The sequence below is a fragment of the Paenibacillus sp. Soil724D2 genome, assembly GCF_001427935.1.
Taxonomy (GTDB): Bacteria; Bacillota; Bacilli; order Paenibacillales; family NBRC-103111; genus Paenibacillus_E.
The window spans coordinates 61,118-88,110 of the sequence record NZ_LMRY01000001.1; the positions used below are offsets into that span (position 1 = coordinate 61,118).

Consider the following 26,993-nt stretch of genomic DNA (forward strand, 5'->3'; position numbering starts at 1 on the left):
AACAACAACAACAACAACAACAACAACAACCTCTGCAAGTTCCAAGTTCCCAGTGCTAAGTGCTAAGTGCTAAGTACCAAGTGCTAAGTGCTAAGTGCCAAGTCCAGTTCCCACTTCCCACCCCCAGCACCTAGCCCCCGTTGGAGCATTCCTCGAATAATATTTGCTGTAAAACATGCTGTTAAATTCACTTCAGCAGCTCATTTCTAAATACATATAACGTGATTTCATGCCACCCTCATGGTTGGTCGATAATCATGACCCTACCATCGTTATATCCAATGACTAATGAACTTACCATGCGAGCAAATAAGCCATTATCAACAACACCTGGAATTACGTTGATTTGTTTATTTAGCTCTATGGGCTCTACTATTTTTTCAAAGTTACAATCTACGATTATGTTTCCATTATCCGTAATATACTCCTTATCGTTACTCATTCGAATCCTCGTGTCACAGCCTAGTTCCTTTAATTTATTCATTGTTAAATTCGCAGCAAAGGGTACGATTTCGACCGGTAAAAGAAATTCACCTAGATATTCTACTCGTTTTGATTCATCTACAATTACGAAAAATTTCTTACTATTTATTGCTAGTATCTTCTCTCTGACTAATGCGCCGCCTCCGCCCTTAATTAAATTCAAGTCATTATCAACCTCATCGGCACCATCAATCGTTATGTCTATTACATCTATTTCAGAAAAAGGCACTATAGGAATTCCTAATTTATTTGCCAATTCTTCTGAGTTTCTAGAACTCGCTACTGCCCTGATACGAAGTCCTTCCTGTATTCTTTGAGCAATTTTTTGGATTGCCCAATAGGCTGTTGATCCTGTACCTAATCCAACTACCATGCCATCTTCAATAAATTCAACAGCTTTCTCAGCTGCTAGTTTTTTGGGGTTCAGCATTTTCTGTTCTCACTCCTTGAATTTAGGTTTTTCCTTACCTTATTTTGCCCTCATTATATCTGAATTACAATCTTTGCCCTTTGGAAAAGGAGTTCATATATCTTCGTGAAATCCCAACAAATTTCCTTTACACAAATAAAAAGAAGCCCGCTCTCTCAGGCTTCTCTACATATTCATGATGAATGCCGTTCATCGCCATACCACAGTTCCCTAAACGTCGCACTCTGCCGCAGCAGTTCCTCCGAATTTCCTTCGGCCTCTATTCGCCCGTCCTTCATTACAATGATGTGGTCCGCTTGTGTGAGCGCCGTTTTGCGGTGGGATACGACCAGACAAGTCGCATCGCTTCGACGCTGGAACATCCGTTCCCACAGCTTCTGTTCCGTCTCGACGTCGAGCGCGCTCGACAGGTCGTCGAACACATACAGCTCGGCGTCTCGCACGAGCATGCGCGCTGCAGCCGTCCGCTGTGCTTGCCCGCCGGAGAGCTTCACCCCGCGCGGGCCGATGACGGTGTCCAGCCCGCCGGGCAGCTGCGCGACGTCGAACTCCATCACCGCCGCGTGCAAGGCCATTTGCAAGCTATCGCCTTGCTCCGCTTGCCCGAGCAAAATATTGTTGCGCAGCGTATCGCTGTATAGCCGCGGAACCTGCGCGGTATAAGCGCTCCGCGGCGGTGTAAAGAATGTGCCCGGATCTTCGACGGGCACACCATTCCACGCAATCGTTCCCTCTCCCTTGGGCAAAAGCCCAAGGAGCGAGCGAACAAGCGTGGTCTTGCCCGAACCAATCGTTCCCGTAATAACGGTGAACGATCCTCTTTTCAAGCTGAAGTGAATGTCCGAGATCCCTCTGCCGGTATCAGAGTAAGCGTAGCTCAGTCCATTCACATCTAGCCGCTGCAACGAGACATCAATCTCTTTTTCACGATTGTATCTCTCGTCAACCGCAATTTCATGCTGGAATCCTGCCTTTTGCTTTACCTCATCCGAAAATTCACGCTCGAATCCTATCTCTTGCTCTGCCTCACCCACGCTAAATCTCTCGAGTCCTCGCCCTATATTTGCTCCACTAGCATTTTCTCTCTCGTGTCCTTGCCCTACTAGCCCACTCGCAACCTCATGCTCAAGTCCATCCACCCTCTTTACCCGACCCAGACTTTCATTCTCTCTTCCTTCCTGAGCCAAAGGGATAGTGGACACAGTAGCTTCCGCCACTTTATTCTCCACCTTCAAATGCAGCGAATTAACCATCGTAAGAACCTTAGCCGATGCCCCCTGCAAAAGAAACGTCAATCTCTCCAGCGACACACTCATCTGCTTAAAATACGTAATAAATTTGCCCACATTCGTGATAAACTGCGTAACAAAAGTTAAATAGTATACGAACAAAGCGAAGTCACCAACGGTAAACGTCCCAGCTCTCATTTTTGTTCCAGCCAGCAATAGAATGAGCCCAGTCCCCAAGTTAACCGAGTTAGAAAACACCGAATCCAGCAGCTCACCCATGAGCCGATCCTTCAGCATTGCTTTCCTACGGTCATCACCGAAGCTGCTGAACCGAGCAATCACTCGTTTCTCCGCACCGGCGACTTGAATCGCCTGCACATTGCCGAACATTTCGCTAATCTCTCCCGTTACCTTGGAGGTAGCTTCGCGGCTAGCTGCACGATATTTCTGTAAGCGAACCGTAGCCAACTGCGCAGCCGTAATGACGAGAACGATCGGCATAAACACAAGCAGCGTCATTTGAGCATCAATCTGAATCAGGATATAGCCCGAAACAAGGGCAAAACAGGTCATTCCGAACACATCGACCGACCAGCTTGCTGCCTCTTCTGATTGATCGACATCATCTCGGAAATGGCTAATTGCTTCCCCAGGCGAAACGGGAATGGCTTGTGCCCCAGGCTGTTTTAATACATGCTCGAGCAAGTTGCGTCTAAGCAGCATCCCCATACGAAAGCGGAAATTAACGTCCGTAATAAAACCAATCACAATCAGCATAATACGCCCTAATGCTGCAGCCATTAACAATGCGATCAGTCCCCATACACCATAACCTAGCGCCGACGTACCTGTCAGAGAATCGAAAAACTCTTTCGTTATAAGTCCAGGCGCAATCGGCGCCAAATAGATAACGGTCCAAGCAATGGCGTTAACCAGATACCGTATGGGCCGGTACATAATAAGCCGCCACAAATATTGATACGTATTCATGCCAACACCTCCTCTAAGCCTGTGGCCAGCAATTGGCTGAAGCGAGAGTTCGGATCTGCGGCCAGATGCTCTCTTTTACCCGATTCCAAAACGCGCCCATTATCTAGAATAAGAATATGATCCGCTCGTTGAACGGTTGTTAAACGATGCGCAATCATGATACAGGATCGCTGTGTCAACAGTTTAGAAACCGCTTTTTCCATACGCTGCTCTGTCAGCGGGTCAAGTCTTGAAGAAGCTTCGTCCATAATCACAAGACCGGGGTTCGTTAAGAAAACCCGTGCGAAGGCTAGCAACTGTGCTTCTCCTGCAGACAAGCTTCCTCCCCCGGAAGCTAAACCTGTATTTAACCCTTCAGGCATGGCTTCATACCACGCTCCTAGTCCAAGTTCCTTGAGTACTTCAATAATTTGTCCGTCCTTGATCGAATCGTCGTAAAAGGTTAGGTTATCTCGAATGGTCCCTTGCATAATTTCAATATTTTGCGTCACAAGAGCTACACGTTTACGTAGGTCAACTAACTTACAGCTCCGGATATCAGTATCACCAAGCGCAATACTTCCACTTTGAGGATCGTAAAAGCGAAGCAGCAATCTTGCCATCGTTGACTTTCCGCTCCCCGTGCGGCCAAGGAGTCCTAGAACTTCTCCTGGTTTCAGTGTCAGATTTAACCCCTCAATTGTAGGCTGATCCCCATCATAACTAAACGTGACATCACGAAATTCAACACTAAGCGGTCCTTCCGGTAATGGAGCTCCCGTCCCATCCATAATCTCAGACTGGATAGCGAACAGCTCGCGAATACGTGAAATACTGGCGTCTGCCTTTTGCAAATCTTCCATTTGCGTACGAATCTTCTCAATCGGCTTGGCTAATAATTCCGTATAGAAGAAAATCAGATATACAGTACCTAGCGAGATATGCTGGGTGTGCCACAGATACGCACTAATACCAAACGCCATAGCGTTACCAAGTGCAAAAACGAAAATAGACATGTTCCACATCGCACAGAAACCGAGAAAGGCTTTCACCCGAAGCGGCAGCATTTTTCTAAGCATGGTATAGAAGCGATTCATAACGAAACCGACTGCGCCATTAGCGCGAATATCTTCTGTTCCTTCCAAATGCTCACCAATAAACCCATAAAACTCTGCGTTCGCCTGCCGCCAACCCGCCCAAACTGGAACAGCAAATTTACGAATCCATTGAATCATAAAGACTGCAAAAATGACGAAAAAGGCCATCCCCGCGCCAATCAGCCAATTTTCCCGCAGCAACAAAATAATAATGCCAGCCATCAAAAGCAGATTACCCAATAAATGAATGATCATGCTCGAGAAGAAATTGGCCAGAGCATTCACATCCCCATCCACACGTTCGATGAGCGAGCCTGATGTATGTGATTTATGAAATGACATATCCAGTGATAAACAATGAGCGGCAAGATCCACTCGCAGCTTATTCGTAGTTTTCCACCCTACATTTTCACTAAAATAGGTAGCTATGACGGAAACCAGCTGCTGAACAAGCGCAAAGCCAATAAACATAATCGCGGCTGTGATCAGTGGCTGCATCGCCCCTTGCGTTTGAGCGGTATCGATAAAATAGCGAATAATTTGCGGGTTGATGAGCTGAAGACCAATAGATGCGAATAAGAGCATCGTCAAGACAATGAGCGTACCCTTTTGGGGGAACAAATATCGGCTAAGCAGCTCCGTATATTGCCCCATCGTGTTATGCTTTTTTTGTTTATGCTTCGTCATAGAAGCGTCCTCCGATAATAATTAATGACATTAATATTTAATACGACTAATCAAACCATTTCTTATTTTTGAATAGCAAATACATACCGAAACCAATGCCGAACATGATAAATAGAACAATAAAATAACCCCAACGCCAAGTAAGCTCCGGCATATTTTGAAAATTCATTCCGTATATTCCAGCTATAAATGTTAAAGGCATGAAAATTGTCGTAATCACCGTTAAAGTCTTCATAATCGTATTCATTCGATAGGAATTTATGGAAACATAACTATCCCGTATATCCGCAGTTAAATCTCGATTGGAGTCAATAATTTCTGAGAGCTTAAGCAGATGGTCGTAGATGTCTGTAAAATAGACGACATGTTCTTTAAGACCATCTATTTTTTCGGTATTTATAACACGATAAAGCAGATCCCTCATAGGAACAATTGTCTTTCTAATCTTTAACAGCTTTGCTCTTATTTCAAATATTTCATTCATTAAGATATGAACCGGAACACTTTTACCTCTTACTTCGATTTCATCTAACTGATCTTCGATTTGATATAGACTAGGGAAATATTCATCTACCAGCTTATCGATAATTAAGTAGGCCGTGTATATGATACCTTTCTCACGAAACTTTTGTTGTTCTGCCATCCGATGCCATGCCTCATCAATTTCCTTAGACGGTGAATAATGAAAGGTAACGATGAAGTTAGTGCCCCAGAACATGTCTACTTCTTCCGCAGCTAACGTTTCAGGATGCAAAGCATGAAGAACAAAAAAATGAGTATCCTCATAATGATCTAATTTAGGTCGCTGCAGATAATGATAGCAATCTTCTACAGCAAGCGGATGAAATTGAAAGTGCTTTTGTAAAAGTAAGGCTTCCTCCTTGGAAGGCGCATTGAAATCTACCCAGTACCGATCTATATTTGAATGTTTCAGATCGTCTAATGAGGATATATGGATAATCTCCTGTTCTTCGTTAACAGCCAATATTCTAATCACTTGAGTCTCCCCCTTAATTCCCTATTCATTAACCTACATCAACGATTAAAGCTTGTCCATACACAACGGAAAAAAAGCCGCAATCGCTCGCGGCCCTCATTCCCTTATTCTTTTTAAAACTTATTTTAAAAATAACGTGATGTAATCATCTTTTTCTTCGTATAAAACTCTACACCATCTTTGCCATTGGCATGCAAATCACCATAGAAAGAGTCTTTCCAGCCCGAGAATGGGAAAAAGGCCATCGGAGCCGGTACGCCAACGTTTACGCCAAGCATTCCCGCTTCCACTTCTTCTCGAAATTTGCGTACAGCTTTTGCATTTTCAGTATAGATGACAGCCGAGTTGCCGAATCGAGATTGATTCACAAGCTGCAGCGCTTCGTCCAAATCCTTAGCACGGAACAGGGATAAGACCGGTCCAAATATTTCCTCTTTCGCGATCGTCATATACGGTTTCACATGATCAAATACTGTAGCTCCAAGGAAAAATCCTTCAGCCGAACAAGCCTCCGCATTTCTCCCATCTAATAGAAGCTCCGCTCCCTCCTCTATCCCTTTGTCAATAAAGGCCTCAATCCTGGTGCGCTGTTCACTTCGAATGATCGGTGTGAGTGTTACATCTTCATTCATCCCATTGCCAAGTACCATATTACGCGCTGCCTGATGAAGCATATTCACGAAATTCTCCCCATCCCCAACAACCACAACAGCCGAGCAAGCCATACATCTCTCCCCCGCGCTTCCAAAAGAAGACATGATAATATTCTCAACTGATTTTTCTACATGGGCATCTGGCATCACGATATGATAATTTTTGGCCCCTGCTAGCGCTTGCACACGTTTACCTGCTGAAGAAGCTTTCTCATAAACATATTTCGCAACCGGTTGCGAGCCTACGAAGGAGATTGCTTTCACGGCGGGCAACGTTGTCAGCGCATTCACCACATCATGTGCACCATGGACGATATTCAGCACCCCATCAGGGAGCCCCGCCTCCTGAAATAATGACGCTAATTTCATGGCAGTTAGAGGTGTTCGCTCAGAAGGCTTTAAGACGAACGTGTTTCCACAAGCAATGGCTAAAGGAAACATCCAGCAAGGCACCATCATCGGAAAGTTAAAGGGTGTTATCCCTCCAACTACTCCGAGTGGCACACGAAATAACTCTGAATCCATATCGGCGGAAATGTTAGCCAATGTCAAACCCATCATATGCGAAGGTGTTCCCGCTGCAAATTCTACACATTCGATACCACGTAGTACCTCACCTAACGCTTCTTTATAGCTTTTACCGTTCTCAGACGTAATGAGCTCTGCTAGTTCTTGCTCATGTTCCTGCAATAACTGCCAGTATTTAAACAATACTCTTGCCCGTTTGGGCACGGGAGTTCTGCTCCATGATTCGAAAGCCGTTTGTGCCGCTAGGACAGCAGCTTCTACGTCTTCAGATGAAGAAAGCGGTACACGAGCGATGATTTCTCCTGTTGCCGGATTAATCACATCACTCACTGAACCGTTTTCTGAATCGATCCAAACACCCTGCACGAAATTTTGTAAGAGTTTCATATTCGTTCATCTCCTAGCAGGAAGAATTTTTCCCAAAAGTCTCTGGACACATTGTATAATAGGTGAAATTACAATTTTGCTCTGATACGTCAACTTTCCTTACATGAAGGTGGTGAACTTGCTTGGTACAGACACTATTACAATTAAAAGTGAAAGATATTTTGCAGAGGCCGCTATTTCACAAAGCAGAAGCTATCGCAAATGAGGAAGCTTTGAACCGAAAGGTACGTTGGGTACATATCATGGAAGTGACCCAAGTCGGCCATCTTCTCAATGGGAACGAGCTTATTCTAAGCACAGGCATTGGTTGGCATGATAACGAGGAGCTAAGTCTTTCTTTTTTGCAGCAGTTGATCAACAGTGGTGCTTCAGGATTATGTATCGAGCTCGGTACATATACGAAACAGCCGCTTGAACGGATGAAGAAGCTAGCCACCCAAGAGAACTTTCCACTTATCTTTTTCCACGAAGAAGTACGATATATCGACATCACGCAGGATCTACACACCTACTTCATCCATCAGCATCACAAAATGGTGTCAGACCTGGAATCCCTCTCCACCCAGCTGAATCAGTTACTCCTCTCGGGGAAAGGATTGCAAGCCCTCTTAAAGCTGCTGCATCAAACAACTCACTCACAAGTCGCCTTCTTTCCCTTCGGCGCGGAGGCGCAGTTCGTCCCTTCCATGCCGAAAACGAAGGCCGATGCCTTTTATGAGAAATGGATTTATGGCGAGATCTTTCAACTTCCTAATGCCAAAAACAAACTGGCCCATCGCCCTATTTTAGCCTTGGAACATTTGTTCGCAGACTTAGTTTTATATGCCGATCAGGAACTCAGTGAATTTCAAATCCTTGCTTTAGACAGGTTCGCAACGGCCATTGCACAAGAAATGATGCGCACGAAATATATGGAGGAGAAAACGCGGTACAAACAGAATATCTGGGTCACTGATTGGCTGAACGGTAAACATACAGGGCAAGAAATTCGCGATTATATGTTCTCCATCAAACCCTCCATGAAGCTGAACCAAACCATCGTCTGTCTATTTGACATCGTCCCGACAGCCGAAACTTCCAAGGACTATGAAGACCTCCTTTTACAGAAGCAGATGATCGCCCGCGCCCTTTTCGAAGGTGAAGGTTTCTATCTCATGCCAACCGTCATACAGGATCAAATCGTATTCATCCTACTTGACCAATTGCCTGCCATGCCATGCAATGAACGAATCTCCAGAGCCATACAAAGACTTCAAAAATCAGAGACTAATCAGGAAACAATCTTACTCTCCCCTTGGTTCGGTATCGGAAAAACATTAAGTGACCCAACTCGCGTTAAGGAAAGCTATGAGTCCGCTCAAGAAACGATTGAGATACAGAAAGATACCGGTATGCTTACAAGCCCTTTCTATCATGAGCAGCATGTGAACAAAGTGATACTAAAAATGAAACATACCGGTCAGCTGGAGTCATTCATTGATGAATACATCGGGAAATTAATTCAGTATGATCGAGAGAAAAATGGACAGCTTCTGAAGACATTGAAGGTTTATTTAGCGCTATGCGGATCCAAACAAGATACTGCCAAGGAGCTGTTTATCGTCCGGCAAACCCTGTACCATCGTCTGGACAAAATAGCAGGGCTGCTTGGTGAAGATTACATGCATCCACACAAGAGGATTGCCATTGAACTGGCCCTACACGGCTACGAATACATACATGGCGCGATCGTTTAAGCTTGCGTTTGTTCTTGCTTAAGGAGCAAGGACACATAATACTTTCTAGCATTTGCCGTCGTTAGATGCAGATTCGCCGTTTCACCGCCGGGATGTTCGAAATCGAGCCATGCTCCCTCCAGATCTTCCTTCACCCCGACGATTTTGAACTTCTGAGCCACGAAGTCATCCAATTTCTGCTTTTCTAGCTTAAATTGTGCAAACTCAGACATGTGTGGCTCCCCCTTTGATAGCTTCTTCTTTCTTCGCTTTTTCATTGCGTGAAGCTGCTAGATATGTGCCTCGTTTCACGAATTGCCCAGCACCCGCCGTGCCAACGAATTGTTTATTCCGAATCACATATTCGCCTCGAGACAGAACAGTGACAGGCTCCCCAGAGATCACGATGCCTTCAAATGGATTGTAATCCACATTCATATGGTGGGTTTCAGCTGAGATCGTCCGTGTTACGTTCGGATCAAAGATGACAATATCCGCATCGCATCCTACTGCGATGGTCCCCTTTTTGGGAAATAAGCCAAAAAGCTTCGCAATTCGCGTAGACACGATATCTACGAACTGATTCAACGTGATGCGGCCCTTCACTACGCCTTCTGAATATAGGATGGAGAATCGATCCTCAATGCAGGGTCCTCCGTTCGGGATTTTGCTAAAATCACTAAGCCCCAAGTCTTTTTGTCCGTTAAAGTTAAAGGAGCAGTGATCAGATCCGAGCGTCTGTAGCTGTCCATTTTTCAAAGCGGTCCACAGAGCCTCTTGGTGATGTTTCGGGCGCAGCGGAGGCGACCATACGTATTTCGCCCCTTCGAAATTCGGCTTTTCCAAGTAAGTCTGATCCAGCATCAAGTACTGCGGGCACGTTTCCCCCCAGATATCAACGCCTTGATTCCGCGCTTCGGCAATCTGCTGAATGGCTTCTTCGCACGTCACATGAACGACATAGAGCTGAGAACCAGCCAATGCAGTAAGCTTAGCCGCACGCCCTGTCGCTTCTCCTTCAATTAAGGATGGACGCGTTAATGCATGGTAAATCGGATCTGTATTTCCCGCTTCCAACGCTTCTTTAATTAAATATTCAATCACATCGCCGTTCTCTGCGTGTACCATGACAAGGGCTCCGTGCCGCTTTGCCTCGAGCAGCGTCCGATACAGCGTGCCGTCGTCGGCTTGGAACACATTTTTATAAGCCATAAACACTTTGAGTGAGGTGATCCCCTCTTCGTGAATCATTTTCGGCAGCTCTGCCAGTACCTCATCGTTGATTTCCGCAATCATTAAATGAAATCCATAGTCGATGACGGCTTTGCCAGCGGCTTTTTGATGCCATGTTTGAACAGACTGACTCAGCGGTTTTCCTTTGTTCGTTAAACAAAAATCAATGATCGTTGTCGTCCCACCGAAAGCGGCCGCTCTCGTGCCTGTTTCGAAATCATCGGCTGTAACCGTGCCGCCAAAAGGCATGTCAAGATGGGTATGCGGATCAATACCGCCTGGGAACACGTAATGACCTGCGGCATCTACAATTTCTGCACCTTCCTTGGAGAGGTTCAGACCTATTTGCGTAATGATCCCGTTCTCGATAAGGACGTCCGCCTGGTACTGGTCAACAGCCGTCACGATCGTTCCGTTCTTAATGAGCTTGGACATGGTTACACAGCCTCCTTCTTGGTGGTGTCTTTGCCTTCAGACAGCTTGGCGATAGCCTCCTGCCTTTCGTTCCACGTCATTGGCGCATCTGTTCCTGATACCTCAATCATAGAAATGGCACCTTCAACGGGACAAACAATCGCACATAAGTTACATCCCACACAATCTTCTTCGCGTACTTGCAAATAGGACTGACCTTGATCACCGGTCAACATATCTATGCATTGATGAGACGTATCCTCGCAAGCAATATGGCATTTGTTGCAGTTGATACAGGTATCCGTGTCAATTCTCGCTACGACCGCATAATTCAAATCCAAGTTCCCCCAATCGGAGTAACGCGGAACGGATTTCCCGATCAATTCTGTGACGCTGGCGAGACCTTTTTCATCCAAATAGTTGTTCAAACCATCGATCATATCCTCCACAATGCGGAAACCATAGTGCATCGCCGCTGTACACACTTGAACGCCCGTCGCGCCCATCAGCATGAACTCAACGGCATCTCGCCAATTGGAAATGCCGCCAATGCCGGAAATGGGCACGCTAACCTCTGGATTTCGCGCACAATCAGCAACCATATGGAGGGCAATGGGTTTAACTGCCGGTCCGCAATACCCGCCATGGGAGCCCTTGCCCCCAACATGAGGAATCGTGTTCCACGAGTCGATATCCACGCCAGCTAATGAATTGATCGTATTGATCAACGAAATCGCATCCGCTCCGCCTCGAACCGCTGCCTTAGCAGTGCTCGTGATATCTGTGATGTTCGGCGTCAACTTCACGATGACCGGCGTCGTCGCCGCTTCCTTCACCCACATCGTCTGCGCCTCCACGAGATCTGGCTGCTGCCCTGAAGCAGCACCCATGCCGCGTTCAGCCATGCCGTGCGGGCAGCCAAAGTTCAGCTCCAAGCCGTCGACACCGACAGCTTCGACCTTTTTCACGATCTCATGCCATTTCTCCCGGTTCGGCTCTACCATCAGGGATACGACAATCGCATGATTCGGAAAACGCTTCTTCGTCTCATAAATCTCTTTGAGATTAATCTCAAGCGGTCGGTCCGTGATGAGTTCAATATTATTGAAGCCTGCAACGCGTTGTCCGTTGAAATGAATGGCCGCAAAGCGCGAAGATGTATTAATGATGGGATCGCCAAGTGTTTTCCAAACCGCTCCACCCCACCCCGCTTCGAAAGCGCGTTGAACTTGATAACCCGTGTTGGTCGGTGGCGCCGATGCTAACCAGAACGGATTAGGTGAAGCTATACCTGCTAGATTTATGCGTAAATCAGCCATGTTGAATCCCTCCCGATCCATTTAGAAAGTCATTAAGCCGATGCATGTGCCCTTTTCACCAGTTGATTATAAATAGCATAAGCCGTTTGTTTGCCTTGCTGAGCCGCCGATACAACCATCGCTTCTCCCTGTCCTTCTCCGAAAATGACGTCGCCCGCTGCATACACCTTGGGATTGGACGTTTGACCTGTTGACGGATCAACTGTAACGGTTCCTCGTGTATGTGCAAGTTCGAATTGACCAATGAGGGAAACATGCCTCGTCTGACCAATCGCCTTAATAACGGCATCCACCTCAATGATGAATTCTGAGCCTTCAATGGGAACCGGACGTTTGCGCCCCGCATCTCCTTCCACTAGTTTCATGCGCAGGCATTCTAATGCTACGACATTCCCATTCGCATCCCCGATGATCCGTTTTGGAGCCGTCAACCACTGAAACGCAACGCCATCCTGCTTAGCGAAATCATATTCAAAATCATAAGCCGTCATCTCTTCCTGCGTACGCCGATACACAATCTGCACCTTTTCTGCTCCTAGCCTCACAGAGCATGTGGCCGCATCAATGGCTGTATTCCCCGCTCCTATGACTGCTACCCGCTTCCCAACGAGGGATGTATCCAGCTCCTGTTCTGTCTTCGTAGATTCCACAAAATCGATGGCATCGTACACGCCTATCAAGGCTTCGCCTTCAATACCCAGCATCGGAACCTTCGACATTCCAACAGCAAGGACAACTGCATCATAATCGCCCAGTAAATCTACGCTGCTTATATCTATGCCGACTCGCGTGTTCATGCGGAATTCCACACCTAACTGCCTAACCTGCTCGACTTCCCATAGCGAAATTTCCTGAGGCAGCCGGAATGATACGATCCCGTAGGTATCTAGCCCTCCAGCCTGTTCCTTCGCCTCAAACACCGTAACCTTGAACCCGAAGCGGGCAAGCTCCCGAGCTGCCGATAAACCAGCAGGCCCGCCACCAATCACAGCAACTGACTTCCCATTACTTGTCCCGGCCTTGAACAATATTTGTTCATTTTTGATAGCCCAATCTGTCGCATAGCGCTGTAAGTTGCCAATTAGGATAGGCTTGGACGAATGATTGAGAACACAAGCTCCTTCACAAAGCTCCTCTGTGGGACATACCCTTGAGCAAGAGGCCCCTACCGGATTCGCATCCATGATCGTGCGTGCGGAGCCTATGAGATTGCCGGTAGCAATCTTTTTAATAAAAGAAGGAATATCAATCCCCGTTGGACAGGCACGAATGCAAGGAGCATCATAACAAAATAAGCAGCGGTTCGATTCCTCGATCGCCTCTTTCGGCTTCATGCCGGATTTGACCTCCGCGAAATTGCGTTTCAAATCGGTTAAGGAAATAAATGTTGAACTCATCTTCGCTCCTCCTCCATGCTTATAAGCTAACAATTTGATCATAGGTTTCAGGCCTGCGATCCCGATAAAATTGCCATACATTGCGGACTTCACGAATTAACTCTTTGTCCATTTCGCCGATGACCACTTCATCTTGATCCCGACTTCCGATGGAAACAATCGAACCGCGCGGATCCACCAAGTAAGATTGACCATAGAATTCTCCCATGTTCCACGGAGCTTCGTGACCAACACGATTAATGGCACCGACATAATACCCATTGGCCACGGCGTGAGCCGGCTGTTCAAGCTTCCAGAGATACTCCGACGTCCCCGCTACTGTAGCGGAAGGATTGAACACAATCTCTGCTCCGCCAAGTCCGAGAGCCCTTGCTCCTTCTGGAAAATGGCGATCGTAACAGATGTAAACCCCAACCTTAGCAAACACTGTATCGAAAACGGGATAGCCCAGATTACCTGGTTTAAAATAATACTTCTCCCAGAACCCGCAAGAACCGCCTCCCGCCGCCACATGCGGAATGTGATGTTTGCGGTATTTGCCCAAATAGGTACCAACCGCATCAATCACAGCAGCGGTATTGTAATACGAGGCGATGCCTTCTCTCTCATATATGGGAAGGATGATGACAACTCCGAGCTCCTTCGCCAGTTCCTGGAAGAGTATAGTCGTTGGCCCCTTTGGTATTTCCTCTGCGGCATCGTACCACCTCGTTGTTTGCTCTGCGCAGAAATAAGGGCCGTAGAATATTTCTTGCAGAGAAATGATTTGCGCGCCCTGCTGCGCCGCTTTACGAACCAACGCGATATGCTTTTGTATCGCTGCTTCTTTGTGCTTGACCACGTCCTCATCGCCATGCACATCATGCGAGGCTTGAATGAGGCCAATTTTCACTTTGCTCATGGCTGGAAACCCCCCTTTTCCGTGGCGATTCGTCGCGCAGTGCGGTATAAAAGCTCCGTGCCCAGCGTAATGTCCTCTGGACTAGCATATTCTTTGGGATTGTGACTGATGCCTTCGAGGCATCGAACGAAAATCATCCCATAGTCACACACATAGGACATGGTTAGCGAATCATGGAAAGGTCCGCTCATCAGCTCTGGCGGGGTCAACCCCATCAGAGCTGCTTCCTGATGCAGGCTTTGCTTGATCCAATTCGCGCAGTAGCGGGGTTCACTGTTCGTATCTTCGCGAATCGTATACGAGAGACCATGCTCGCGCGACACGTTCTCGATCACGCTGAGCAGCTCCGCTTCTACCGCATTGCGACGCCGTAAATCAATGTCCCGCAAGTCAATGGTGAAGGATACCTTCTCCGGGATGATATTGCGGGAATCCGGAAACACCGTAAGGGAGCCTACCGTTCCGACGGTCGGAGCACCTGGCTCCTGCCGCACTAACTCATTGAGCGCCACAATGATTTTGGCACAGCCTAGAAGCGCGTCTTGGCGCATAGACATCGGCACCGAACCCGCGTGCCCAGCGAAGCCGATCATCTCCACGGTGAGCCATAATGGACCAGAGATTCCGCTGACGATACCAATCGGAGCATCGAGTGACTCCAGAACTGGACCTTGCTCGATGTGCAGCTCCAGAAAAGCACCAACTCGTCCTTCTTGATACACATAGCCCTCGAATTCAGCGGGGTCGCACCCGAACTGAACCAAAGCTTCTCTGCGTGTAACGCCATTTTTATCCGTACGCTCCAACTCATTCGCTTCAAGCTTGCCGGTCATTCCACGAACGCCGAAAAGCCCTTTGTTGAAGCGGCAGCCCTCTTCATCGCAGAATGCCACAACTTCAATATTAAATTCTGGTGTTATCCCTTCCTCCACCAGCGTTTGGACCACTTCGATCGCACCAAGTACACCTATCGCGCCATCAAATCTACCGCCATAAGGTTGTGAATCCACATGAGAGCCTAGCATGAGAACAGGCGCGTCCGGATTGCTCCCCTTAAGTACCCCAATTAAGTTAGCGAATGGATCGATGGAAGCTTCCATCCCAGCTTCTTGCATCCAGCTTTTCACTAGTTCAACGCCTTCTCGATCTTCTTTGGACAAAGCAAGCCTGCATACGCCCGTTTCGCCAATTTTCCCTATTTGAGCGAGCTCCTGAATTCGCTGTTGCAGTCGTGAAGCGTTAATTTGTATCTGAGGCGCTTTAGGCAAGACCTATCATCCTTTCTCCTGATTGGCATCAAACACAGCAAGCAAGGTCTCGATGATAAAAGCAACATCCTCATCTGTCGAAGATAAAGGTGGACTTAGCGTGAGAATGTTAGCAAATCCAGGCACCGTATCCCCGTTCTTCCCAATGAGTAAACCCATTTGCTTACAGCCTGCTATAATCTTCGTCACACGGTCAGCAGTTGCCGGAACCTTCGACACTTGATCTTCTACGAGCTCGATACCCATCGCTGATCCAAAAATGCGTATCTCGCCTACATGCGGGTGGTCAAGCAAAGGTTCCAATTGAGTTCTAAATGTTTTTCCGATATGAGCAGAGCGCGTAACCAGATTTTCTTTTTCCAAAATCTCCATATTTTTCAACGCAACAACGCAAGAGACTGGATTACCACCGAACGTATTGATATGTCTTAAATGGCTCGTCGCTTCTTTAACTTTGAACGATTCATACAATTCAGCTGAAACAGCGGTTGCAGAAAGCGGCGAGTACGCACTGGTCAAGCCTTTGGCCATCGTCACAATGTCGGGTCTCACCCCATAGTTCAGATGACCGAACTTCTCGCCGGATCGACCGAATCCGCAGATCACTTCATCGACAATGAGCAGCACATCATACTTATCACAAATGCTGCGCACCATGGGCAGGTACTCGTCCGGAGGAACAATCATCCCACCTCCCGTAATCACGGGCTCCACGATTACGCCTGCAACAGAATCTGCCCCCTCCCAAACAATGGCATCCTCGATGGCTTTGGCACATTGATAGCTGCATGCCCCCTTCGTCTGGCCGAATGGACAGCGATAACAATAAGGCGGCGGCACATGCTGAAAGCCCACACCAAGCGGTTCATATTTCAGCTTACGCTGCGCTTGCCCTGTTGCACCCAATGCCCCCATTGAATTGCCATGATACGCTCGATGCCGCGAGATGAACTTATGTTTGGATGGCTTCCCGTTCTGATGATGGTATTGGCGAGCAATCTTAAAGGCCACTTCATTGGCATCCGACCCTGAGTTTGAGTAAAAGATCCGATACTCGCCATCCAGCCACTCATTCAATTTCGCCGCTAATTCAATCGCGGGTACATGGGACTGGACGAGCGTAGCATAAGCGATTTTCATCATTTGCTCAGCGGCCGCTTCCGCAATTTCTTTTCTACCGTGACCCACATTCACGCACCATAATCCGGACATGCCATCCAAATAACGATTCCCATCCACATCAGTAACCCAGCTTCCCTCACCAGAAGCAAGTATCATCGGATTCTCGTTATGTGCAGACATGTGATGCCACACATATTTGCGATCCTTCTCAAGCAAATCCTCCTTCGTCAGCAGATCACTAACCTCGTTAGTGCTCATAAGCCCAGCTCCCCTCTTCTGATGATGTAAAGAAGGATCGCAGACTACAGTCATCCACGATCCGCCTTCCTTTCCGAAAATTTACTTGCCCTGTAAAATCGTTTTATCAATAGCCGCTGTTAAATCGGCCGGTTTCTTAATCAAGCCATATTTCAGCGCAATGTCCGCTGTCCGTGTCACTGATTCATCTACGAATGAACCGATTTGTTCATTTTTAAATCCATCCGGCTTCACAAGCTTTGCCATTTCCTTCAGCATTGTCGTTTGGTGCTGTTTAGTAGTACTTCCTGCCGTTACACTTTTCATCACAATATCAACGACTTCGTCCTGATGCTCAATCGCGTAGTTCCAGCCTTTCATGGTTGCTCTCACGGCTTTAACTGCGAGATCATGGTTCTTATCGACCCAGTCCTTCTTCGCAATAAGCGTATCCTCCAGCATCGCAACACCGGCATCATCAAAGTTAAACACATTCAAGTCTGTCTCTTTCACGCCGCTCTCAAGTACAACATAATACTCGTTATAAATCGTTGCTGTCGCCACATCCAGCTGATCCCCAAAGAATTGATCCATCGTAAAGCCTTGTTTCACTAATTGAATGTCTTTTTTCGGGTCAAGTCCGTTCTTCTCCATAAAAGCAAGCACTTGGAACTGCTGGCTGCCCATCCATGTCCCGACCTTTTTGTCCTTCATTTTGGCTGGCGCATCGATACCGGTTGATTTTTTGGATAATAAACGGTACGAGCTCTTCTGTGTCACTTGCGCCAACGAGACGAGAGGTAATCCATTGTCACGGTTGACTAGCAAAGAGTCAAAGCTCGATACGCCAATATCGACAGCGCCATTTACAACTTGCTGCTCGATGATAACATCCGGTCCGCCAGGCACAATTTCTACATCGATTCCTTCATCCTTGTAAAAGCCTTTCTCTTTAGCGGCATAGATTCCGGCGAACTGCGCTTGCGGCACCCACTTCAACTGAATTTTGACCTTCTTGAGCGGCTCTGCCGAAGGGGACTTGGTTGCACCTGCTGCGGTAGATGCAGCTGGCGTTGTTGTTGCAGATTTTTCGGAAGCACAAGCTGAGATGATAATTAAAACCATGAACATACTAAACATCAAAGCCAATTTGCCAGTAAGGATTCTCTTTTTCAATCGAACCAATCCTCTCCTATTTATTTCTATGTATGTAAAGATGGTGTCATCCCTTGATGCTCATGTTAAATATTATTTTTCATCTAGCGATTGGAAATTGACCACGATATAAAGCGTTTCTCTAGAAGTTGAATGATCGTATATAAAACAATTCCCAGGATAGCTGCGATAACAATACAAGCCCAAGCTAAGGGCATATTGGCCAGTCGGATTTGATCCGAAAGCAAGTAGCCTAAGCCGCGCGATGCAATGAAAAACTCCCCCACGATCGCACCGATGATACTCGTTGACATGTTGATTTTAAGAGCTGAGAATATCGATGGTAAGGCTTTGGGTAATCTTAATTTGAGAAAAAGCTGTCGAGTGCTAGCCGCGTACGAAGTCATTAACTCTAGGTAGGACGGTTCAATGGAACGCAGCCCTTTGTAGGTGCTTACCGCCATGGTAGCCATCGTCATGACCGAGACGATACCCATTCGTGAAGCGACGCCGTCCCCCAACCAATTATTCATGATTGGCGCAAGAGCTACGATCGGCACCGCATTGAGCGAGGCCATGATCGAAATCGCACCCGCACCTGCTTGTGGCCTGAAGGAAGCTGCGACTGCAGCAAGCCAACCCAGCAGCGACCCAACAAGAAAGCCGCCGATGATTTCTACACCCGTGTATAGCGTATAAATGAGCAGGATATCGCCATTCTCGCGCATGGCTGTGATAATATCCGAAGGAATAGGCAGCTGATAGCGTTCTAAGCTGAATAAGGTGTGTATCCCTCTGAATTGCCAAAGCAGCAAGAATACGAGACCGAATACATAAGGGAATAGCTTCATTGGCTGCGCGAACATAGCCGTGTAGCCTTCTCGTGTCTTTCCCTTTGGCACCTGGGTCGGTTCTTCTAATTTCATTAGCGGCGTCACCGCAGCTTGTTGGTCTTTGCTTAAAACGACCTCTTTCATGCGCCTCCCCTCCTGCTTTCGCGGAAATCAGGCTGCCAAGGTGTCAACCATCTTTCTAGAAGAACTAGTAGTAGAAAGGTTGTAAAGCCGATGGCAATAGAGATCAGAACCGTGCACCAGAACATGTACACTTGTGCAGCTCCGTAGTACAGCGAGCTGACCATTAGTACGCCGATTCCATCGGGAGCCCCCATTAGCTCAACGATGATGGAAGCTGTGATCGCCAGCGGAGCTGAGATCTTGAGTCCGGCGAACAATCCCGGCAGCGCGGATGGCAGCTTGAGCTTCAGGTAGCTGTGCCAGGTTGAAGCAGCTAAGGAGCGCATAAGCTCCAGCTGTTCAGGCTGCACACTGCGCAGCCCGCGAAGCGAGTTAATGGTGACAGGGAAAAATGTCACATAACCTGCCATAACGATCCGCGAAAGACTCGGATCATGGAGGATGCCGTACAGGATCGGAGCAAGACCGATGATGGGCACCATTTGAGAAGCGACCATGTAGGGAGTTAGCGTGTGTTCAACCGTTTTGGAGAGGCTCATGGTAATGGCTAAGGCAGCACCGAAAATGGTACCAATCAGGAAGCCAGTCATCGCATTGCCGAACGTTGTGAAACCCTGCTTGATGAGGGTGGGAAGATTATCTTGTAAGGAGGTTATCACCTTATGCAAATAAGGCAGTTTGGAGTCGGGTTGTGAGACTTGAATCACGTTATGAATCAGCCAAGCCAACACTTCCCAGAGGAGGAGCAATGCCGCTATCCAACAAGCAATAACAGCAGCTTGATGCCATTGTCTATCCAATTTGATCATCAAGGGCATCACTCTCCTCGTAGAAGCAATTTCGAATGGAAGCGGTCAAAGCATGGAAACGTTCCGATTCTCGGGCTTGCAAAGTACGATCCTCTCCCAAATCGACGTGGTGAACGGAGTGTACGCGACCAGGATTTGCAGATAATACAATGATTCGATTGGATAAAAATACAGCTTCCGGAATACTATGAGTCACGAAAACGATCGTCTTATTCGTCTTTCTTTTAATTTCAAGCAGTTCGAATTGCAGTTTCTCCTTTGTGAACTCATCAAGCGCCGAGAATGGTTCATCCATAAACAAAATAGGCGGATCCAGCGATAAAGCACGTGCAATTGCCACTCTTTGCTGCATGCCGCCACTTAGCTGCCAAGGGTAATAATCTTTAAATTTCGTCAAACCTACGGTTTCAAGCAGTTGATCGACCGCACCTCGATATTCCGCGCGATTACATCCCATTACCTCTAAGGGAAGCTCCACATTTTCGCGTACGGTTCGCCACTCGAACAGTGTGGGATTCTGAAACACAATGCCGAATTTCCTGCGCAAACGCACTTCCCGCGGATGCTCCTTTTGAATCATAATTTGCCCGCTCGAGGGTTGCAGCAGGTCAGCCATCAGCCGCAGCAATGTTGATTTGCCACAGCCTGAAGGCCCAAGTAAGGATACGAATTCATTCTGGGCTACATCGAACGAGATGTCTTGGAGAACAGTCACTTGCTTCCCTTTTTTCCCAAACACCATGCAAACGCCATCCATCGATATTTCCACTTTCTGCGGGGAAAGATCTGAATTCATTGTGTCCCTCCTCATTTGAACTTTGATATTACGTTATGTAAATGTAATATATCATAACTGTATATGTTATATTATATTACTTCTATGACGATTTACATTATACAAAGTGTCCCAAAATTAAGCTCTGCATTTGACATAGTGTAAAACAATTACCAAAACAACCACATAGAATTGATATCATCTAGATGCCCCTACTCAATTTTTTTATCATACATGGGGAAGAAAGTTGTTTATTATGAGACTTCCTAAACTGTTAAATACATAATATATGTTATGTAAACAAATAGAACGAAAATTGTCCCGCCCTACGTTTATCCATATTTTGCTCATATTCTCTATTTATTCATTCTGATAAAATGTTTAGGTAACTACATATAACATCTAGGAGGAAATTCATGAGAAAGTTTATTCTTTCAACCGCAATGGCGACAACTCTCTTAATCAGCGGAATCGCAAATGCGGCACCTTTGAATCAATACGTTGCTACGGATACTGACACTTTCTGGTCCATCTCACAGAAGTTCAATGTTCCATTAGCTGATCTCATCGCAAATAATCCAAATGTTAATCAGCAAAATATCTACGCAGGTGTTTTAATTAATCTTCCAGTTAAGGCTTCTATTAAACAAAGCTGGGAAGTAAAAGCAGATGCCATCATTGCAACTGGAATGAAGCAGCTTGGAACACCATATGTATTTGGCGGCAATACACCATATGTTGCTTTTGATTGCTCAGGCTTTGTACAATATGCGTTTAATCAAAACGGATTTAACCTTCTTCATTCATCAGCCTTGCAGAGTCAATTAGGAACGCCAGTAGATAAAAGTGACCTGCGTAAAGGTGACCTTGTATTTCTACAAGGAACTTATACGACCGGAGTTTCCCATGTAGGTATCTATCTTGGAAATAACAAAATTCTTCAAGCAGGAACGATGGGAACAAGGGAAGTAAAGATTAGCACTTTATTTGGTACTCCCTACTATGATGCCCATTATTGGGGTGCACGTCGTTTAATTAACTAGTATGAGAAAAAAGCCGGTTTTTAACGGCTTTTTTTCGTTCTAGACAAGTTGTAAAAGTGCTCTATGCTTTAACCGTGGGTTCAAGTACTGTAAGCCTATTATTATAAGTATCAAGATTTACATTCGCTCCAATGGGGATTGCTGCTTTATAAAGGCCATGAGCTGTACTTACATTGGTCATGAGAGGTTTTCCTAAAGGAGCAATCACATCCGTAATTAAGTCATTATAAGTCGTAGAATAAGATATGGTGCAATTCGTGCATTGTCCCATCACCACACCGATGCAATCTTGAATTTTCCTTGCCATGATCAGACGAGTCAAATATCGGTAAATGACATTCGTTGCTTCGTGCGTCTCTTCTATAACCAGTATTTTTCCAACCGTATTAATTTCGTATGGAGTGCCAAGAGTATCAACAAATGAAGTGAGATTCCCCCCAACGATTGGCCCTCTAACATTTCCTGCAATCAGGCTGGTCTGCAACATGCCGGGTGGATTCTGAATCACTCTTGGACTACTGAGGGTTGATGTAGCCGAATAAAATTGGTTGAAGTTATACGTTGGTGTGCTCGCGCTAAAGTCAATTAACAATAGACTTTGAAAAGTAATTAAATCCGAAAATTGGTACAAGACATTTAATAAAATCGTGATATCACTGTATCCTGTTACGATCTTAGGATTATTTTTTATAATCGTATAATTGAGGAACGGCAGAATATCTTTGACCCCCGTCCCTCCTCTTGTAGGTAATATCATCTTCACACTGCGATTTTCAAACATACTCATAAGGTCTTCAGCACGTTGTTGCGCTGTTGAGGCAACAATGCCTCCATAAGCATACGCATATTTCCCCACTACTACATTGAATCCCATATTTTCAATTGTTTTAATTCTTTCATCAATGATTGTTGCGTCAAGCGGACTTCCTAAAGTAACAATTCCGATGGTATCACCCCTTTGTAAAATGGGGGGCCTTATAGCCATAAATATGCCTCCTACCAAAGAGAACTTATTCAAAATTTGGAACCTACTTTGTAATCTCTCTGTTGCCTTATATGCGTCACCCGAACTAATTATTACTTCTCCCGTTCTAAATCCCCATCCCTGCTGGAATAAACGCAGAAACACGGTTCATTGCATCCTGCTTCTGTTTGTCTCCAACATGGGTGTAAATCTGTGTGGTCTGAATGCTCGCATGTCCTAGTAATTCCTGTAAAGTTCGAATATCCGTCCCTGCCAAAACCTGCATTGTGGCAAACGTATGACGAAGCTTATGACTTGAGATCGACTTCCCTTGTAGTTCGGCATACTGCTTCTTCAGCACCTCGAAATGCTTCTCCGCAATCGTTTGAATCATACGAACACTAATTCGCCGACCAAATTGAGAAACAAAAAAAGGCTGCTCCACCGAGCTCCTTGTATCCATTCGTTCTATTAATGCTTTATTCAGAACTTTAACCAGTTCAGCAGGAAGAGGAATGACACGCCACTTCCGTCCTTTGCCAAACACCTGCAGCGTATTCGTTGAACGATTGAAATCAGAGATATTGAGTCGATGCAGCTCACTTACACGTAAACCCGCATAACTCATCAATAGAAACATGGCCACATTCCGGATCTGATACTTCCCCTCGATCGATTGCAAAAACACAGCAAGCAGCTGCTCGCTGAGAAACGTGGGAATTTGGTTTTTCTCAACTTTCGATTTTTTCACGTTAAGTGAAGGGTTGCTCTGCACAATTTGAAGCTCGATCAACGCCGCGAAAAATGTCCGAATCGAAGATAGATAGCGATTACGCGCGGCATCCCCTGCCCCGCCCTGTCGCATTTTCGTCAAAAAGCGCATGATATCAATTGCCTCAACCATTGGTAAAGATTTCTCTATATTGGAAAGGAATAACCTTACATCCCCTAAGTAAGCTTGTTGTGTTCGTTTCGTAAAGCCCTGATCTTTCATCCATGAGTCAAATAGCTCCAAATACTCATCATCATACTCATACACTTGTCCCAATCCATTTCACTCCGTCCGTTACAATCTAAGTTGCGTTAAATATAGATTTAGTGCAATTTTTTTGATAGAAAAAAACGGTCAATTAACGCATATCCCCTGTAAAGAACAGCAGAATACACTTATTAACCGTTTTCCCGGTTTTAATCCCGCGGGTATTCGACTTTCATAATGTCCATGAAAGGTACTTTGTCAATTTCACCATTCACTTCCATATGTACTCTTCCGGTCCTTGAATCCATTGTCGCTATGAGCCCGCGAACACGTTCTTCACGCCCCCAGACCGTCAGAACAATCTCAGAGTTCTCCTGCTTCGCTTCGGACAGTTGATTACCGATTTCTTCTAATACAAATTCATCCCGCGTTGGTCTTTTTGCTACTTTTGCTTTCGCCATCTCACGTTCCCCCTGGATTATAAATCACCTTGCCGGCGATAATATTTCTTTGACACGTCCAACCTGTCCATCTGCAAGTCTTACTTTAATCCCATGAGGATGGGTAGGTGAATTGGTTAATAGATCTTTGACAATTCCACGCGTTAACTTCCCGCTGCGTTGATCTTGCTTCAAAACAATGTTCACTTCAATACCTGGAATCACATCTTTACGATTTTGGCCATTCATGCTGTGTAAGTCGCCTGCTTTCTTTCAATTGTGTGCTTTATTATAACATAGTTTCCCCCCATTCCCCACCAAGTTGCATACATTTGTAAAACCCTTTACAACGGCTCACTAAATCAATACGATTAATCTACATAATAAATTCGAAGTCGCGAATACAGAGGGAGAACCACTTATGAGTCGCTCATGGCCGTTACCTAACAAGCCCTGGATCATGCACCAAATCTGGAATGATTTACTCTTTGCTCATTGGCCCATTCCCATCGAAACATTAAGACCACTCCTACCCGCCCATATCCCTATTGATACCTTTGACGGAACAGCATGGATTGGTGTTGTCCCCTTTCACATGTCAGGCGTTGCACCTAGAGGAATACCTCCATTACCCTACTTTTCAGCTTTTCCAGAAATTAATGTTAGGACCTACGTAACCATCAACGGTAAACCCGGCGTTTACTTTTTCAGTCTAGATGCGCATAACCGATTCGCTATTGAAGCAGCACGCTTCGCTTTCCATCTCCCGTACTTTTATGCTCATATTCAAGTTCAACATCGACCAGATAACACCATATTCTACGAATGTTTACGAAAAGATAACCGTGCACGACAAGGTGAATTTACTGGTGAATATCGCCCGTCATCCGACATACAATTAACAAATCCTGAAACTCTAGAATATTGGCTAACAGAACGTTATTGCCTCTATTGCACAGATCGACGTGGTAATGTTTATCGAGGAGAAATCGATCATGACCCATGGCCCTTACAATCGGCTGAAGCTTCAATCAACGTTAATACCCTCCCTAACTCTTTTGGGATCCAGCTTCCAAATACACCACCGCTTTTACATTATGCTAAGAAATTAGAGGTTAAAATCTGGGCACTTGAAAAGCATCGCCTTACATAAAAACACGATATTCCTACTTCAAGGTGATGATAAAATAATTAACAATATTAATATTTAATGCAGCTAATTCATATAAAAACCACATTTTAACGCGCTATTTCTATCATTTCGTGCCTTTTCCTATTGGAAAAAGCTTATTTCAGTTAAAATAATGACAGAGATGGCATTCATTAACGAGAGGCTGTGATTCAAGGATGATGATCAGTGGAATTTCTATTTTCCTTTTATTTTGCATCGGAGGCTTACATGTGTTCTGGGCATTTGGCGGTCAATGGGGAAGCAGAGTTGTTATCCCTGCTACAAGCAGTTCAGGAGAACTGACGTTTAAACCTGGCTTAATAGCGACTTTAATCGTAGCCATTCTCTTGTTTAGCGCTGCACTGCTGCTGGCTATTCAAGGGCGCTTACTTCCAGCCCTCCCTTCGTCTCCATGGGTTCAATGGGGCTGTTGGCTTTGTGTCCTCGTATTTGGACTCCGGACAATAGGGGATTTCAAATATGTGGGTTTATTTAAGAGGGTCAAACAGACTAGTTTCGCTACATATGATACATTTTTGTTCACACCGCTTTGCCTATGGCTTTGCTTCACATTTTATTACACGCTCATTTACAGCTAATTCACCCTTTCGCTTATATTCATCAGTAATAAACGTTTTAGCGATGTTGTCATGTTATTTCTCTGCTTTCTATTCTTCTCGCTTTTAACACTTTATCAACGATACCATGGAGCTTACACGGAGGGAATACACGATATGCCAAGATTCATGGACTATATGATCAGTCCTTATCCGCTTCGGATCATTTCATTGCCCATTGATTCCAGTAAATTAAAGCTGCAATCCTTGATTATTCTCGCTGTTGGGCATCTCCCAGGCCGTATATCATTTCGAGCTCACGCTAAATTTACCAAGTGGGCCATTGTCTATATTGCTGGTGGAAAGGGCTCCTATCAAGTCGATGACGGCGCCGTTCAACACATTGAAAGCGGCAGTCTGTTCTTCCTTCGACCTGGAGCTGTTTATAATTACGGACCTGATGCAGATGGTTATTGGGACGAGTACTACTTCACATTCGAGGGAACCCGTATTGCGGAATGGCTTAGCAGTTGGCTTACACAAGTCGATTCAGTGAAGCAGGTTGGGCATGAAGATGCCGCCCAGCACAATCGGATCGAGCGCATTTTTATCCTTATGGAAAGCGGTATACCCGATAATATCGACCGTGCTGCCTTGCTGCTTGAGTCCTTGCTTTTTGAATTTATTCTGAAAGCTCAAGTACCGGCAGAAACGACAAAAACACAGCAATTGATCGATCTCATGGCTGATCTCGGTGATTCGTTGTTCCAGCCTTTTGACGCGGCGGTTATCGCTAAGCGCCACCATATCTCGCTTTCTACGCTCCGGAGGATCGTAAGCGAATATACCGGCTACCCACTTGGAGCCTATATTCACCGTTTGAAAATGGCCGCAGCGAAAAACATTTTGCTGAATTCAGACGATACCGTAAAGGAGATCGCAGATTCACTTGGTTATAAAGATGTTTTTTACTTCTCACGGTTATTTAAGAAATACGTCGGTGTCTCCCCCCTTATTTATCGAAACAATATGCAGCTCTGAATTTGTTTACATAATC

25 protein-coding genes are annotated in these 26,993 nt (G+C 45.8%); 5 read left to right on the plus strand and 20 right to left on the minus strand.

Going from position 1 to position 26,993, the window contains the following annotated elements; all coding sequences use genetic code 11:
- Positions 1–238: 238 nt before the first annotated feature.
- The 5 genes from rpiA to ASG85_RS00305 all read right to left on the minus strand — a co-directional run bounded on the left by rpiA (position 239) and on the right by ASG85_RS00305 (position 7,460).
- Positions 239–910, minus strand: coding sequence for a ribose-5-phosphate isomerase RpiA (rpiA, locus tag ASG85_RS00285; RefSeq protein ID WP_057301681.1), 672 nt, complete (start codon positions 908–910; stop codon positions 239–241).
- A gap of 176 nt (positions 911–1,086) precedes the next feature.
- On the minus strand, positions 1,087–3,132 hold the full coding sequence (locus ASG85_RS00290; RefSeq protein WP_060645084.1) for an ABC transporter ATP-binding protein: 2,046 nt from the start codon (positions 3,130–3,132) through the stop codon (positions 1,087–1,089).
- Complete coding sequence (locus ASG85_RS00295; protein ID WP_060645085.1) at positions 3,129–4,895, minus strand: ABC transporter ATP-binding protein; 1,767 nt, start codon at positions 4,893–4,895, stop codon at positions 3,129–3,131. Before ASG85_RS00295 ends, ASG85_RS00290 begins: the two co-directional genes overlap by 4 nt.
- Before the next feature lie 46 nt (positions 4,896–4,941).
- Positions 4,942–5,892: a magnesium/cobalt transporter CorA gene (corA, locus tag ASG85_RS00300; RefSeq protein ID WP_057301454.1), complete on the minus strand. Its 951-nt coding sequence runs from the start codon at positions 5,890–5,892 to the stop codon at positions 4,942–4,944.
- 125 nt (positions 5,893–6,017) lie between these two features.
- On the minus strand, positions 6,018–7,460 hold the full coding sequence (locus ASG85_RS00305; protein WP_060645086.1) for a CoA-acylating methylmalonate-semialdehyde dehydrogenase: 1,443 nt from the start codon (positions 7,458–7,460) through the stop codon (positions 6,018–6,020).
- A 122-nt stretch (positions 7,461–7,582) separates the two neighbouring features.
- Between ASG85_RS00305 and ASG85_RS00310 the strand changes: the two genes are divergently transcribed.
- A complete protein-coding gene (locus tag ASG85_RS00310; RefSeq protein ID WP_060645087.1) occupies positions 7,583–9,196 on the plus strand; it encodes a PucR family transcriptional regulator in 1,614 nt (537 codons plus the stop codon).
- Here ASG85_RS00310 and ASG85_RS00315 read toward each other — a convergent pair.
- From ASG85_RS00315 to ASG85_RS00365, 11 genes are all read right to left on the minus strand, one after another.
- Positions 9,193–9,408 (minus strand): hypothetical protein, encoded by a 216-nt coding sequence (locus tag ASG85_RS00315; RefSeq protein WP_060645088.1) that lies wholly within the window; start codon positions 9,406–9,408, stop codon positions 9,193–9,195. The two genes, ASG85_RS00310 and ASG85_RS00315, sit on opposite strands and share 4 nt — an antisense overlap.
- Positions 9,401–10,843, minus strand: coding sequence for a dihydropyrimidinase (gene hydA / locus ASG85_RS00320; RefSeq protein ID WP_060645089.1), 1,443 nt, complete (start codon positions 10,841–10,843; stop codon positions 9,401–9,403). Before hydA ends, ASG85_RS00315 begins: the two co-directional genes overlap by 8 nt.
- Before the next feature lie 2 nt (positions 10,844–10,845).
- Positions 10,846–12,141 (minus strand): NAD-dependent dihydropyrimidine dehydrogenase subunit PreA, encoded by a 1,296-nt coding sequence (gene preA, locus ASG85_RS00325; RefSeq protein WP_060645090.1) that lies wholly within the window; start codon positions 12,139–12,141, stop codon positions 10,846–10,848.
- Between the two features lie 32 nt (positions 12,142–12,173).
- The gene (locus tag ASG85_RS00330; RefSeq protein WP_060645091.1) at positions 12,174–13,538 is read right to left on the minus strand and encodes an NAD(P)-dependent oxidoreductase; all 1,365 of its coding nucleotides are present in this window, start codon (positions 13,536–13,538) and stop codon (positions 12,174–12,176) included.
- 19 nt (positions 13,539–13,557) lie between these two features.
- Positions 13,558–14,439: a nitrilase-related carbon-nitrogen hydrolase gene (locus ASG85_RS00335; RefSeq protein WP_060645092.1), complete on the minus strand. Its 882-nt coding sequence runs from the start codon at positions 14,437–14,439 to the stop codon at positions 13,558–13,560.
- Entirely contained in the window at positions 14,436–15,707 is a 1,272-nt protein-coding gene (locus ASG85_RS00340; protein WP_060645093.1) for a M20 family metallo-hydrolase, read from the minus strand. The genes ASG85_RS00335 and ASG85_RS00340 overlap by 4 nt, the downstream gene beginning before the upstream one ends.
- A gap of 6 nt (positions 15,708–15,713) precedes the next feature.
- Positions 15,714–17,087 carry an aspartate aminotransferase family protein gene (locus ASG85_RS00345; protein WP_057301463.1) on the minus strand — a complete coding sequence of 458 codons (1,374 nt, stop codon included), beginning with the start codon at positions 17,085–17,087 and terminating at the stop codon, positions 15,714–15,716.
- An 81-nt stretch (positions 17,088–17,168) separates the two neighbouring features.
- A complete protein-coding gene (locus tag ASG85_RS00350) occupies positions 17,169–18,242 on the minus strand; it encodes an ABC transporter substrate-binding protein (RefSeq protein ID WP_235549125.1) in 1,074 nt (357 codons plus the stop codon).
- Positions 18,243–18,325: 83 nt separating this feature from the next.
- Complete coding sequence (locus tag ASG85_RS00355; RefSeq protein WP_057301465.1) at positions 18,326–19,198, minus strand: ABC transporter permease; 873 nt, start codon at positions 19,196–19,198, stop codon at positions 18,326–18,328.
- Positions 19,195–20,007, minus strand: a complete 813-nt coding sequence (locus ASG85_RS00360; RefSeq protein WP_057301466.1) for an ABC transporter permease — start codon at positions 20,005–20,007, stop codon at positions 19,195–19,197. Before ASG85_RS00360 ends, ASG85_RS00355 begins: the two co-directional genes overlap by 4 nt.
- Positions 19,991–20,803 (minus strand): ABC transporter ATP-binding protein, encoded by an 813-nt coding sequence (locus ASG85_RS00365; RefSeq protein WP_057301467.1) that lies wholly within the window; start codon positions 20,801–20,803, stop codon positions 19,991–19,993. The genes ASG85_RS00360 and ASG85_RS00365 overlap by 17 nt, the downstream gene beginning before the upstream one ends.
- A 395-nt stretch (positions 20,804–21,198) precedes the next feature.
- Between ASG85_RS00365 and ASG85_RS00370 the strand changes: the two genes are divergently transcribed.
- On the plus strand, positions 21,199–21,825 hold the full coding sequence (locus tag ASG85_RS00370) for a LysM peptidoglycan-binding domain-containing C40 family peptidase (protein ID WP_060645094.1): 627 nt from the start codon (positions 21,199–21,201) through the stop codon (positions 21,823–21,825).
- 61 nt (positions 21,826–21,886) lie between these two features.
- Here the strand turns inward: ASG85_RS00370 and ASG85_RS00375 are convergent, their stop codons facing one another.
- The 4 genes from ASG85_RS00375 to ASG85_RS00390 form a co-directional block, all read right to left on the minus strand.
- On the minus strand, positions 21,887–22,810 hold the full coding sequence (locus ASG85_RS00375; protein ID WP_057301469.1) for a S66 peptidase family protein: 924 nt from the start codon (positions 22,808–22,810) through the stop codon (positions 21,887–21,889).
- 106 nt (positions 22,811–22,916) lie between these two features.
- Positions 22,917–23,828 carry a tyrosine-type recombinase/integrase gene (locus tag ASG85_RS00380; protein ID WP_063860131.1) on the minus strand — a complete coding sequence of 304 codons (912 nt, stop codon included), beginning with the start codon at positions 23,826–23,828 and terminating at the stop codon, positions 22,917–22,919.
- 149 nt (positions 23,829–23,977) lie between these two features.
- Positions 23,978–24,229, minus strand: a complete 252-nt coding sequence (locus ASG85_RS00385; RefSeq protein WP_057301470.1) for a YolD-like family protein — start codon at positions 24,227–24,229, stop codon at positions 23,978–23,980.
- A gap of 24 nt (positions 24,230–24,253) precedes the next feature.
- Positions 24,254–24,457, minus strand: coding sequence for a YwbE family protein (locus tag ASG85_RS00390; RefSeq protein ID WP_029195001.1), 204 nt, complete (start codon positions 24,455–24,457; stop codon positions 24,254–24,256).
- A 172-nt stretch (positions 24,458–24,629) separates the two neighbouring features.
- On the opposite strand from ASG85_RS00390, the gene ASG85_RS00395 reads away from it, so the two are divergent.
- From ASG85_RS00395 to ASG85_RS00405, 3 genes are all read left to right on the plus strand, one after another.
- The gene (locus ASG85_RS00395) at positions 24,630–25,361 is read left to right on the plus strand and encodes a YqjF family protein (RefSeq protein WP_057301471.1); all 732 of its coding nucleotides are present in this window, start codon (positions 24,630–24,632) and stop codon (positions 25,359–25,361) included.
- 197 nt (positions 25,362–25,558) lie between these two features.
- A complete protein-coding gene (locus ASG85_RS00400; RefSeq protein WP_321166557.1) occupies positions 25,559–25,978 on the plus strand; it encodes a DUF3995 domain-containing protein in 420 nt (139 codons plus the stop codon).
- 135 nt (positions 25,979–26,113) lie between these two features.
- Complete coding sequence (locus tag ASG85_RS00405; RefSeq protein ID WP_057301473.1) at positions 26,114–26,977, plus strand: helix-turn-helix domain-containing protein; 864 nt, start codon at positions 26,114–26,116, stop codon at positions 26,975–26,977.
- The last annotated feature ends 16 nt before the right edge of the window (positions 26,978–26,993 follow it).

What these genes read in the sequence shown, in the direction of transcription:
- ASG85_RS00290 (WP_060645084.1), bottom strand. Translation starts at nt 3,132, where the DNA reads ATGAATACGTATCAATATTTGTGGCGGCTTATTATGTACCGGCCCATA.
- ASG85_RS00295 (WP_060645085.1), bottom strand. Translation starts at nt 4,895, where the DNA reads ATGACGAAGCATAAACAAAAAAAGCATAACACGATGGGGCAATATACG.
- ASG85_RS00305 (WP_060645086.1), bottom strand. Translation starts at nt 7,460, where the DNA reads ATGAAACTCTTACAAAATTTCGTGCAGGGTGTTTGGATCGATTCAGAA.
- ASG85_RS00315 (WP_060645088.1), bottom strand. Translation starts at nt 9,408, where the DNA reads ATGTCTGAGTTTGCACAATTTAAGCTAGAAAAGCAGAAATTGGATGAC.
- hydA (WP_060645089.1), bottom strand. Translation starts at nt 10,843, where the DNA reads ATGTCCAAGCTCATTAAGAACGGAACGATCGTGACGGCTGTTGACCAG.
- preA (WP_060645090.1), bottom strand. Translation starts at nt 12,141, where the DNA reads ATGGCTGATTTACGCATAAATCTAGCAGGTATAGCTTCACCTAATCCG.
- ASG85_RS00330 (WP_060645091.1), bottom strand. Translation starts at nt 13,538, where the DNA reads ATGAGTTCAACATTTATTTCCTTAACCGATTTGAAACGCAATTTCGCG.
- ASG85_RS00335 (WP_060645092.1), bottom strand. Translation starts at nt 14,439, where the DNA reads ATGAGCAAAGTGAAAATTGGCCTCATTCAAGCCTCGCATGATGTGCAT.
- ASG85_RS00345 (WP_057301463.1), bottom strand. Translation starts at nt 17,087, where the DNA reads ATGAGCACTAACGAGGTTAGTGATCTGCTGACGAAGGAGGATTTGCTT.
- ASG85_RS00355 (WP_057301465.1), bottom strand. Translation starts at nt 19,198, where the DNA reads ATGAAAGAGGTCGTTTTAAGCAAAGACCAACAAGCTGCGGTGACGCCG.
- ASG85_RS00360 (WP_057301466.1), bottom strand. Translation starts at nt 20,007, where the DNA reads ATGATCAAATTGGATAGACAATGGCATCAAGCTGCTGTTATTGCTTGT.
- ASG85_RS00365 (WP_057301467.1), bottom strand. Translation starts at nt 20,803, where the DNA reads ATGAATTCAGATCTTTCCCCGCAGAAAGTGGAAATATCGATGGATGGC.
- ASG85_RS00370 (WP_060645094.1), top strand. Translation starts at nt 21,199, where the DNA reads ATGAGAAAGTTTATTCTTTCAACCGCAATGGCGACAACTCTCTTAATC.
- ASG85_RS00375 (WP_057301469.1), bottom strand. Translation starts at nt 22,810, where the DNA reads ATGGCTATAAGGCCCCCCATTTTACAAAGGGGTGATACCATCGGAATT.
- ASG85_RS00385 (WP_057301470.1), bottom strand. Translation starts at nt 24,229, where the DNA reads ATGGCGAAAGCAAAAGTAGCAAAAAGACCAACGCGGGATGAATTTGTA.
- ASG85_RS00390 (WP_029195001.1), bottom strand. Translation starts at nt 24,457, where the DNA reads ATGAATGGCCAAAATCGTAAAGATGTGATTCCAGGTATTGAAGTGAAC.
- ASG85_RS00395 (WP_057301471.1), top strand. Translation starts at nt 24,630, where the DNA reads ATGAGTCGCTCATGGCCGTTACCTAACAAGCCCTGGATCATGCACCAA.
- ASG85_RS00400 (WP_321166557.1), top strand. Translation starts at nt 25,559, where the DNA reads ATGATCAGTGGAATTTCTATTTTCCTTTTATTTTGCATCGGAGGCTTA.
- ASG85_RS00405 (WP_057301473.1), top strand. Translation starts at nt 26,114, where the DNA reads ATGCCAAGATTCATGGACTATATGATCAGTCCTTATCCGCTTCGGATC.